Raw genomic sequence first — 11,068 nt, forward strand, 5'->3', positions numbered from 1 at the left:
TTATTCCCCTAAATAGACTTTACGTACTTTTTCATTTTCTTGAATACTTTGCATTGAACCTTCTGCAAGAACTGAACCCTCATGTAAAACTGTAACTTTTTTCGCAATACTTCGAATAAATTCCATATCGTGCTCTACAACTACAACACTATGTTCTTTTGCCAATTCCGTTAAAATTTCACCAGTTTTTTCTACTTCACCTGCTGTCATTCCAGCTACAGGCTCATCAACAAGCAGTAACTTTGGAGATTGCATTATAAGCATCCCAATTTCTAACCATTGTTTTTGACCGTGGGAAAGTATGCCTGCTTCAGTGTGCATATAATCTTGTAAGCCTATAAGTTTCATAGTTTCTTCAATGTGATCTTTTTGCTCTCCATTTAATTTAGCAAATAACGTTGTTAAAAAATGTTTATCTGCTTTCATTGAAAGTTCAAGGTTTTCAAAAATACTATGCCCTTCAAATACAGTTGGTTTTTGAAATTTTCTACCAATTCCAAGATTTGAAATAGCAGGTTCATCTAATTCTAAAAGAGAAGTTTCCGTTCCAAAAATAACTTCACCAGCATCAGGTTTTGTCTTTCCAGTTATTACATCCATCATTGTTGATTTTCCTGCACCGTTAGCACCGATAATACAACGAAGTTCACCATATTCTATTGTTAATGAGAGTTTATTAAGTGCTTTAAAACCATCAAAACTCAAATCTACACCATCAAGATAAAGTAATGTATCTCCCTTTTTAATGGCATCTAAGTTTTCAGATACTTTTAATCTACTGTCTAACATATTTAACCTTTGCCAATAAATTTTTAAGATTTATTTTTTCGATAACACCTACGATACCTTTAGGTAAATAAAGGGTTGAGACTACAAATAATACACCTAATGCATATAACCATACCTCAGGAAGAGCTGATGTGAAATATGTACTCGCAAAATTAACTACGAAAGCGCCAATTATTGCTCCATACAGTGTTCCTCTACCACCTATAGCAACCCATATCACTATCTCTATAGAAAACAGAGGTGAAAATCTATCTGGATTAATAATTCCAACCTGAGGTACATATAAAGCACCTGCAACTCCAGCTAAAATAGCTGATACAACAAAAATAAAAAGTTTGTATTCCTCCACTCTATAACCAAGGAAACGAGTACGTAATTCTGTATCGCGGATAGCAACACAAACACGACCTAGTTTTGACTTAACAATAAAACGACTCATGAGATACCCTCCAAATAAAGCAATAAAAGAAATTACAAGAAGTGCTACTCTCGTACCATCTGATTGCAAGGAATACCCTAAAATGTCTTTAAAATCAGTTAGTCCATTGTTACCACCAAGTCCCATATCATTTCTATAAAATGCCAACATAAGCGCATACGTCATTGCTTGAGTGATAATAGAAAGATACACTCCTGTTACTCTTGATCTAAATGCTAACCATCCAAAAGCAAAAGCTAAAATTGAGGGAATTAATGCGACCATAAACATAGTAAAGAAAATATTGTCAAATCCAAACCAAAACCATGGTAATTCTTTTAAGTCCATAAAAACCATAAAGTCAGGTAATTCAGGATTTCCGTATACTCCTCTATCTCCAATTTGGCGCATAAGGTACATTCCCATTGCATAAGCACCTAGACTAAAAAAAGCTCCATGACCTAAAGAAAGGATACCTATATATCCCCATACTAAGTCAAGTGCTAAAGCAAGTAAAGCAAAAGCTAGATACTTTCCAAAGAGTGTCACAGTTAAAGTTGACATATGAAAAAATGTACCTTCAACTAAAAAAAGATTCGCAAAAGCAATATAAACTACAAAGGCAAATAAAACAGAGAAAAGATATTTTCCTGCTTTATCATTTTCAAATATTTTTAATAAAACTGGTGTTCTTGTTTGCATTGTATTAATCCTGTGCATCTCTACCCTTTTGAGGGAAGAGACCTCGTGGTCTCCTCTGTATAAATAAAATAATCATAATAAGTATTAGTACCTTTGTTAAAATAGCACCTACACTTGGTTCAAGAAATTTATTTAGCCCACCTATGGTCATTGCACCAATAAAAGTACCCCATAAGTTACCAACTCCACCAAAAACAACAACCATAAATGAATCAACTATATATGCTTGTCCAAGATTTGGTCCAACATTTGTTAATTGACTCAATGCCACACCCGCGATACCAGCGAGACCAGAACCTAAACCAAAGGTTACTGCATCAATGAGACCTGTTTTGATTCCCATAGCTTGTGCCATTTGACGATTCTGTGTTACAGCTCTGACTTTCAATCCTAATGACGTTTTTTTCAAAACAAATAGAACTCCTAAAAATACTATTATTGAAAAAATAATAATGTATAAGCGACTGTAGGTCAAAGATAAAGCACTATTAATCTCTAAAGCACCACTCATCCATTGAGGAGTTTCTACAATTTGATTAAGTGGAGAATATACACTACGGACAATCTGTTGTAAAATCAAACTTATTCCAAAAGTAGCTAAAAGAGTTTCAAGTGGACGAGAGTATAGATGTCTTATTACAAAATACTCAATTATTACACCAACTATAGCACTTACAATAAAAGCTGCAGGAATAGCTATTAATAGGGAATACTCAATTAAGTTTGGCAGTAATTGCTGAATTGTAAATGTTGTATATGCACCAATCATAATTAATTCGCCATGCGCCATATTAATCACTTTCATAACACCAAAAGTAATAGAAAGTCCAATAGCTGCTAAAAGTAAGATAGAACCAAGACTAAGTCCAAAAAATCCCTTTTCAAGCCAAGCATAAATTGAACGGTTTGATTCGATATTAAGTATCGACTTTTGTGCTAAAGTACTAAGCTCCGTATTATCCCCTTTCTTGATTTCTTCAAGAAATTGAATTGCTGTTTGTGAAAGTGAACCTTGAAGAGCTATTATTGCCTTTTTCTGAACTTCTGTTTCTCCAAACTTAGCACTAAGAATAAGTTTAGAACCTTGTAAAATTTCTTTAACATTTGAATTTTTTTCGCCTTTAAGAGCTTTATCAATTAAAGGTAATGAGTCTATTGATAAATTTTTAAAAAGATTCTTAGCTGCACTTAAACGCAGAGATGCATCTTTTGAAAAGAGGTTAAGCTCAGATAATTTATTTCGAATAATACTTCTTAATTTATTTGTAGTTTTGACTTTTTTATAGTCACTTTTATCCGACACTGGCAACTTGAGTGAGCTAAACACTGTTGCTACATAGTAATTACTTTTATCTTTTTCTAGTAGATAAACTAAACTTTCATCCGTTTTTTTGTAGTATAACTTATTGCTAAGTAAAGAACTAAACAAGGAAGTCAAACGATCTTCATTAGGATAAGATATACTTAACTGATGAATAATTTTAGCTTTTTCTTTCATACTGCTATGAACTAAAGTTTGAGCGTCTGACTCAAAGCTATTAGCAAAGATAGTCGAGATAAAAAATAGACTAAGAAGTATTATTTTCATATATTTCCTTTTTTTAGTAAAAAGAGCTTAAGCTCTTTTTACTTTTTGTTACCTATACATTGTTTTGTTTTTACATTGTAGTTACCACAAGAAATAGGACTTCTCCAATCTGAGATTAAATCTTTACTTCCAGGAAGAAAATCAGACCAAGCATCACCATTTACTTCTTTCGTTTGAGACACAATTTCAAACTGTCCATCGTCTTGAATTTCTCCAATTAAAACAGGTTTAGTAAGGTGGTGATTTGGAAGCATTTCAGCCGTTCCACCTGTCAAGTTTGGAGTCTTAATTCCAACCATTGCAGCAATTACTTTATCCGAATCTGTTGTTCCAGCTTTTTCAACTGCTTGTACCCACATATTAAAACCAATATATGTCGCTTCCATTGGATCGTTAGTTACTTTATCTTGATTTTTAGTATAAGCTTTCCATTTTTTAATAAATCCATCATTTGATTTAGATTCTGCACTTTGGAAATAATTCCATGCTGCTAAATGACCTACAAGTGGTTTCGTATCTATACCTGCAAGTTCTTCTTCACCAACAGAAAATGCTACAACTGGAATATCTTCAGCACTAATACCTTGATTTCCTAGTTCTTTATAAAAAGGTACATTTGCATCACCATTAATTGTAGAAACAACAGCTGTTTTCATTCCAGTACTACCAAATTTCTTAATCTCTGAAACAATACTTTGCCAGTCAGACTGACCAAATGGAGTATAGTTAATCATAATATCTTTTTCTGCAACACCCTTTGACATAAGGTAAGATTTTAAAACTTTATTTGTCGTACGTGGATAAACATAATCAGTACCAGCAAGTACCCAACGTTTAACATCTCCCTCTTCCATTAGGTAATCAACTGCAGGTATAGCTTGTTGATTTGGAGACGCGCCTGTATAAAATACATTGTATGAAGATTCTTCTCCCTCATATTGAACAGGATAAAATAAAACTCCGTTTAATTCTTCGACAACAGGAAGTACAGACTTACGTGAAACAGAAGTCCAGCATCCAAAAGTAACATCTACTTTATCTTTTGTTAAAAGAGAACGCATTTTTTCAGCGAATAAAGGCCAATTAGAAGCAGGATCAACTACAACAGGCTCAAGTTTTTTACCTAATACCCCACCTTTTTTATTTTGTTCTTCTATCATCATTAAAACTGTATCTTTTAAAGTTGTTTCAGAAATTGCCATAGTTCCCGATAGCGAGTGTAATACACCAACTTTAATCGTTTCAGCTGCTTGAACAGAAAGACTAGCAGCCAGTAAAGCTGCTATAGATAATTTTTTTATAAACATATGTTTCATTATTTTTCCTTTTTATATTTTATATTTTATATTTTTAGAATTAGAATTTATATCCACCAATAAGACGGAATCCAGTAATATCTTCTTCATGATCAATATCCGCAATTTGGTATTGAAGATTTACGTAAGTACCTGAAGCATGTGAGTAACTTACACCTAAGTCATAAGTCTTTTGAAAATCTTGACCTTCACCTGTCGAAGCTTTAGAGTATTGAGAATCTAAGGCAGTATATACGTGTTTTAAATTAATACTCATACCTTTTAGACCAACTTTAGAAAGGTCATAACCAGCAGCAACTTGATAGTTTGCAGCATTTTGAAAACTACCTGCATTAAACCAGTGAACAATACTTCCCATAGCAAAGAATGGATATCCACCAAATGCAGCTACAGTTGAGCCTTGACCTTCACCATCACTAAATTTCATTGCAGCAAGATTAAAGTTAATTCCATTATCAAAAGTACCAGCAAATTTAGCTGACATAATGTCGTAATTGATTGTTGTATTGTTATTTGAAGCTAGATTACCTGTTTCATCAAACTTTATATATTGTAAGCCAAGATCATACGCAAACCCATCAGTTTTGTTGTTAAAGTTATATTGTGTAAAAAGTACGTTATATAGTTCACGGAAATTATATCCCCAAACTTGAACTTTGTGTGTGTCATCATTAAAAACAAAACCTGCATATAGTGCACCAGCATCATCAGCGGCAACTTTATCTGTACCAGATACAAAACTTGATTGAGACATACTATAAAAATCAGTACCACCTAAGTCTGCCTTTATTGGATCGTAAGCACCACTATCCCATACACCAGACATTTTATCTACATAACCGAATGTAAACATCATATTTTCTATCATTGTATTTGTATAATGAGCGACTTCAAAACTATTTGGTATAGCAAGATAAAAGTTATCATTACTAATCATAGGTGTGTCAATCTCTTCACGACCAATTTTGATTTCATTACCACTATTTGAATATTTCAAATATGCTTCTTGAAGTATTGAAAATGATTTTGGATTAGCTGCGTTAAATACAAAGTTTTTACTCTGTTTATTTTCGTCATTATTTCCAAAATCAGTTGCAAAACCAGCAGTTGCTTTTGCGGAAAAACCACCTGCTTCAGGTGTATTTATTGAAATTCTAGGCGTTGCATAAAAACCTTGTGAATTATTTGCATTACTATAATCATAATCTACAAAACCTGCACGAATATCACCTGTAATACTCCATCCATTTCCAAACTCATTCCATTTTTTTGAACTTTCTTCTTCAGCTGCAACTAATGTGCTAGAACCAAGTCCAATAAGTAAACCAGTAAGTAAACTTAATCTATAAACACTTTTTATCATTTCATTTCCTTATAAAATTACTTGAGATATTAGCAGAGGCTATTGTTAAAAACAGTCTTTACTTCTGGGAAAAATTATATGAAAGAAGTGTTGCGTTAGTGTTGTATTGGATAACAATCAACAAATAAACTGCCTAATTATTAATCAACTCCTAGGAAAAGAAAGATATAAGCTCATTAAATTGATAATCATTAGTTTTTTGTCTTAAATATGTAACACTATTTAAGTTCGTAGCTTCATACTTCATAAGAATAGAAAGTGTCTGGGTTGTATTAAGATCTTGAGCTGCTTTGATTATTAACGCTTTATCTTCTGGAGTAATATGTAAAAGAAGATCTTTTGAGAAGATGTCAAAAGGTGTATTTTTAGCTTTTGGAATAAACTCAAGCTCTAAAAAAGTTTCTAGAGTAAAAATAACATCACTCTCACTAATAGGTTTACCTATAAAAGCATTAGCCCCTTGCTCAAGTGCTTTTTCTTTTTCTTCTTCAAAAACATTTGCAGATATTAAGATGATAGGTATCTTTGAATTTTCACTACCTGAACGAATTCTTTTAATAGCTTCGTATCCATCAAGTACAGGCATTTGTATATCCATAAAAATAATATCTGGTTTTTCTTCTTTAAATTTCTCAAGAGCAAGTAAACCATTTTCTGCTTCACATGTTTGAAAACCTAAGTACTGAACTATTTGAACTATTAATAAACGGTTCTCATAAATATCATCTACTATAAGTACTTTAAATTTTTGCATATACTTATCTGCTAAAACTCGATTGCTTTTAGCTACCTTTTCTATTATCTCTGCATTCAAGCTTTCTGGTATATAGAGTTTTACACTAAACTTGGTTCCAACACCAAGTGTACTTGAAACAGATATCTTACCACCCATCAATGTAACTAGTTCTTGAGTAATAGTTAATCCTAAACCAGTTCCTGTTTTTTGATCTTTTGAGGACTTAGCTTGTTCAAAGGGTTTAAATACAAGTTGAAGTTCCTCTTCTAAGATACCATTACCTGTATCTATAACATCAAAATTAAGTTGATTATTCTCATAAGTTACATTAAGAGTGATACTTCCCGTTTGAGTAAATTTAAGAGCATTACTTAGTAGGTTAAATAAGACTTGACGTAAACGTTGCTCATCTCCTATAATAAATTGAGGTAGAAATTTGAAATCGTTCGTATAAAAAGCCACTCCTTTTTCTTTAGCTCTACTCGAAAAGATAAAGAGTATATTTTCTAAAAAAACATGGAAATTTAAAGAGCTATTTGTTATCTCAATTTTACCTGCTTGAAGTTTTGCTACCTCAAGAATCTCACTGATAAGGTTTAAAAGATGCTTCCCACTATTATGTATAATATCAAGGTTCTCTTTTTGTTGACTTTCTAAGCGCTCATCCTTTAAGAGTAGCTGGGTAAAACCTAAAATAGCATTAAGTGGTGTTCGAAGTTCATGACTCATGTTCGCTAAAAAAAGTGACTTAGCCCTATTTGCAGCTTCCGCACTATCTTTAGCTTTAAGTAAAAGATCTTCATTTATTTTACGTTCAGTAATATCACTAAAAACTACAACATACCCTTCTGCAATATTATCTTTATCTATAATTGGAGTAGCTACATACTCTGCATAAAAATGTGTTTTATCTTTTCGTTGAAGCTGAATTTCACCCATTGATTGTTTTCTTCCAATAAGTTTCTCAGATATATCATTAATTCCATCTTCGTACATGATAGGTTGTAAGCTTAAAGATAGTAATTCTTCTGAAGTAAACCCGAGAAAATCACAGGCCGATGGATTTATAAAGCTGAATTTTTTTTGCTTATTTAAACCAAAAACACCTTCTCCTATAGAGTCTAATAAAAGTTTAAAACGTCGTTCACTAATAATGAGATTTTGAGTATTTTCTTTAAAAATTCTAACTGCTCCGATCATTTCTCCTACTTCATCATCATGAGTAATTGGTGGTATATTTGTATGTAAGTCATTGTTAGAAAGTCCCCACATACTTTTTTTAAGATCGATTAAAGGACGTATAAATCGTTTTACCATAATAACTATAGAAGTTACCATTATGAGTATAAAAAATACAACAATTGTTGCTAAAAAACTTTCTACTTTATTTAAGTAGATTTTTGATTTTTCAATTGTTAGATTAGTTCTATATTCAAATAATTGAAAAAATTTGTTTAGAGGATTCATGATGCTTATTTTTGATTGATGGTAAGCATCGGAGTGCATTATCTCTCTCGCTAATTTTGAATCCGCTGCTTTGTTAATTGTATAATTTCCTTTTTCATCTTCAAATAATCCAACAACAGCATGCATAGCTATCTCTTCTAGATGAACAAGGGTGTCAGACTGAAGTTGTGACTGAGTCAATAAATCAAGTTCTTGAGTTGTAAAGCCAGCATTTTCCATTAAAGTTCGTAGTGCAATAGATTGAAAGTTTTTGTTTTGCTCTTCTACTATTCCATCAACTGCAAGAAAGTCCCAATATATTCTATTGTAATTTGTTGGACGTGGACGTGTTCCATTTCTAATTGCTAAAACTTTATGATACTGTTTCTCAAAGCGTGAATTGAGTGTAATTACATATGTCCTAGCAAGTCTCGTTAAATCATCACTACTTTGACGAAGTTCATCTGCTAGAAGAAAAGAGTGGTTTTTACTGATATATGTTTGTTCCATATTACTATAGGCTGACTTATATTCTAAAAGAAAGATAATCACAAGAGTCAGTACAAAAAGATTTAAACTGTATAAAATAATAAAAAGTGTTTTTAATTTCATCTTTAAATATTAACTAAATAATATAACATAGTTTAAGGCAAACGGATTAAAAAATAATCAATACTAAACGACTTAGCATTTTCCTTTGTGATATACTTTGAAGCAAATGGATCAAAAAATAATCAATACTAAACAGCTTACTATTCTCATTGTTGATGATACTCCTGAGAACTTAAGATACCTAGACAAACTTTTATCTGCTAATGAATATGATGTGAGAGGATCTCTAGATCCGGAACTTGCTTTAGAAGTCGCACTTCGCATTAAACCTGATTTAATTTTACTCGATATAAGAATGCCGAAGATGGATGGTTATGCATTCTCTGAAACATTACAAAAGAGAGCTGAGTTTAATAAGGATACACCTATTATATTTATTAGTGCATTGGATGATGTAGAAGATAAAATAAAAGCATTTGAAGCTGGCGGCGTAGATTACATTACAAAACCTTTTGAAGAAAAAGAAGTTTTAGCGAGAGTAAATGTTCACTTACAGTTAAACAAAAGTAAACAACATATTGAATCACTACTAAAGCAGCAAGACTATTTTATGAAAAAGATCATACATGAAATCAACACTCCAATTAGCGTAATTTCCCTTAATGCACAACTTTTAGAGATGGAACTTGGAAAGCACTCTTCAATAAGCACTATTCAAGCATCTACAAAAATTTTATCATCTGTATATGATGAATTAAATTATTTAGTAAAAAAAGAACTGTATACATATGAAAAGGATTGGATTAAACTGCTCGAGTTTGTTAGTAATCGTATTGCTTATTTTCATGAGATTGCAGAAGTCAAAAATATAGAACTCCATTTAGAGGTAGATTCAGAGTTTTCAGTATATATGAACTCACTACATCTTGAAAGACTTGTTGACAATACTTTATCTAATGCCATTAAATATTCAAATCAAGATACCCAAATAGAATTATTAATTGGCGTAAGTGATAAAGGATTTTTTCTAAATATTACTGATGAAGGTGTTGGATTAAAAGATGTAAGTATTATTTTCCAACAGTATTATCAATCTTCACAGGGTAATATTGGACTTGGTATTGGGCTCGCAACCGTAAAAGAAATTTGCGATAGTTATGAAATAGATGTTCAAGTTCAAAGTGAACAAAATAGAGGTAGTGTGTTTAGTTATTCATTTCCAACAACTATGACAAAGATCTTATGAAAATTTTAATCCTCGAAGACGATTTTTCTCTTAATAAAGCAATCAGTTTATATTTACGCACACAGGGATTTTTTGTAGATAATTATACCAATGGTGATGCTGCTGCTAAACAACTCATAAAAGCCAAGTATGATTTATGTATTTTAGATATTAACGTTCCACATATAGATGGTCATGATGTACTTCAATTTTTACGTAAAGAAAATATTAATATACCTGTAATTATGATGAGTGCTATGAAAGATATGGAAACAATTAAAAAATCCTATGATAATGGTTGTAATGATTACCTAAAAAAGCCTTTTGAAATTGAAGAATTAATGCTAAGAATTCGATATGCACTTAGAAACAATATGCCTCAAAATACTCACTTGATAGCATTAAAATATGGATATTTTTTCGATCCTCAATCTATGCTTTTATTAAAGAATGACACTACAGTTGATTTAAGTACAAAAGAACAGCTAATGCTTTCACTTTTTGTGAATAATCAAGATAAAACTATTACAACTCAAATGATTAGAGACTATGTTTGGGATGGAGAGTATGTAGAAGCTGTGAGCATCAGAACAATAGTACACAAATTAAAAGCAAAACTTAAAAGTGGAATGATTATCAATATTCGTGGAGTTGGTTATAAATTACTAGGGGGAACCTAAAGAAGAATACATTGCGTTTCCTATTTTACACTCCTCTTTAATTATATTCTACTAGTAGCAATAGACTCATATAATGGCCTGAATATCTAAGATAGGAATTCAGCAAAGTTAATTTCTAAAATAGATAAAATAGTATGAAATTAATAGAGATAACATGAGTCGTAAAAAAGGTCAAACCTATACTGCTGAACAAAAAACAAAAATAGTCTTAGAGTTACTAAAAGAAGAAGAGACTATTGCTCAAATAGCAACT

Annotated in this window: 8 protein-coding genes; 2 read left to right on the forward strand and 6 right to left on the reverse strand. The window is 31.7% G+C overall.

Annotated elements, in window-relative coordinates; all coding sequences use genetic code 11:
* The 6 genes from urtD to ACI9TV_RS09705 form a co-directional block, all read right to left on the reverse strand.
* On the reverse strand, window positions 1–789 hold the full coding sequence (urtD, locus tag ACI9TV_RS09680; RefSeq protein WP_415250584.1) for an urea ABC transporter ATP-binding protein UrtD: 789 nt from the start codon (window positions 787–789) through the stop codon (window positions 1–3).
* A complete protein-coding gene (gene urtC / locus ACI9TV_RS09685; protein ID WP_415250585.1) occupies window positions 776–1,909 on the reverse strand; it encodes an urea ABC transporter permease subunit UrtC in 1,134 nt (377 codons plus the stop codon). The genes urtD and urtC overlap by 14 nt, the downstream gene beginning before the upstream one ends.
* Before the next feature lie 4 nt (window positions 1,910–1,913).
* Window positions 1,914–3,497 (reverse strand): urea ABC transporter permease subunit UrtB, encoded by a 1,584-nt coding sequence (gene urtB, locus ACI9TV_RS09690; protein WP_415250586.1) that lies wholly within the window; start codon window positions 3,495–3,497, stop codon window positions 1,914–1,916.
* 38 nt (window positions 3,498–3,535) lie between these two features.
* Entirely contained in the window at window positions 3,536–4,816 is a 1,281-nt protein-coding gene (gene urtA / locus ACI9TV_RS09695) for an urea ABC transporter substrate-binding protein (RefSeq protein WP_415250591.1), read from the reverse strand.
* Between the two features lie 37 nt (window positions 4,817–4,853).
* Window positions 4,854–6,176, reverse strand: coding sequence for a hypothetical protein (locus tag ACI9TV_RS09700; RefSeq protein WP_415250587.1), 1,323 nt, complete (start codon window positions 6,174–6,176; stop codon window positions 4,854–4,856).
* 151 nt (window positions 6,177–6,327) lie between these two features.
* Window positions 6,328–8,970 carry an ATP-binding protein gene (locus ACI9TV_RS09705; RefSeq protein ID WP_415250588.1) on the reverse strand — a complete coding sequence of 881 codons (2,643 nt, stop codon included), beginning with the start codon at window positions 8,968–8,970 and terminating at the stop codon, window positions 6,328–6,330.
* 106 nt (window positions 8,971–9,076) lie between these two features.
* On the opposite strand from ACI9TV_RS09705, the gene ACI9TV_RS09710 reads away from it, so the two are divergent.
* Window positions 9,077–10,156, forward strand: a complete 1,080-nt coding sequence (locus tag ACI9TV_RS09710) for a hybrid sensor histidine kinase/response regulator (protein WP_415250589.1) — start codon at window positions 9,077–9,079, stop codon at window positions 10,154–10,156.
* Window positions 10,153–10,815, forward strand: a complete 663-nt coding sequence (locus ACI9TV_RS09715; RefSeq protein ID WP_415250590.1) for a response regulator transcription factor — start codon at window positions 10,153–10,155, stop codon at window positions 10,813–10,815. Before ACI9TV_RS09710 ends, ACI9TV_RS09715 begins: the two co-directional genes overlap by 4 nt.
* Window positions 10,816–11,068: the final 253 nt, after the last annotated feature.

It is taken from the genome of Sulfurimonas sp., from assembly GCF_047622445.1.
Taxonomy (GTDB): Bacteria; Campylobacterota; Campylobacteria; order Campylobacterales; family Sulfurimonadaceae; genus Sulfurimonas.